Source organism: Kineococcus vitellinus, assembly GCF_009906315.1.
GTDB classification, from domain to species: domain Bacteria; phylum Actinomycetota; class Actinomycetes; order Actinomycetales; family Kineococcaceae; genus Kineococcus; species Kineococcus vitellinus.
This window is the reverse complement of record NZ_JAAALL010000637.1, coordinates 1-566: the sequence shown is the minus strand read 5'-3', so window position 1 is coordinate 566 and position 566 is coordinate 1. Positions and strand designations below refer to the sequence as shown.

The window sequence follows — 566 nt, the reverse complement described above, 5'->3', positions numbered from 1 at the left end:
CGACGTCCTCGCGGGTGCCCTCCTGCAGCAGCAGCAGCCCGGCCGCCGAGCGGCCCAGCGCCCCGGCGACCGCGACGACGTCCCCCGGCCGGGCCCCCGAGCGCAGCACCGCCGCGCGCCCGGCGAGGTCGCCCAGCGCGGTGACGGCGACGACGACCTCGCCGGCCGACGACAGGTCACCGCCCACGACGACGGTGCCGAAGGCGCGGCAGGCCGCGCCCACGCCCTCGGCGAAGGACTCCACCCAGCTCAGCTCCAGCTCGCCCGGCAGCCCCAGGGAGACCAGCAGGCCGGTGCTGGCGGCGCCCATGGCCGCGACGTCGGCGACGTTCTGCGCGACGGCCTTCCAGCCCACGTCGGCCCCCGAGGACCAGTCCCGCCGGAAGTCGCGCCCCTCCACGAGCACGTCGGTCGTGGCGACCACCCGCCCGTCGGGGGCGGCCACGAGCGCGGCGTCGTCGCCGGGCCCCAGCAGCGCCCGCGTCGGCAGGCCCGGCAGCAGCCGCTCCAGCAGCCCCGCCTCGTCGAGGTCGGCGACCCGCTCGACGCGCCCGGCCCGCTCGGCC

General features: G+C 80.0%; 1 protein-coding gene. It reads right to left on the bottom strand.

The window, feature by feature from the left end:
- Positions 1 to 566 (bottom strand): AIR synthase related protein (locus GTQ99_RS23865; protein ID WP_240898025.1); only part of this gene is annotated, 566 nt, incomplete at both ends.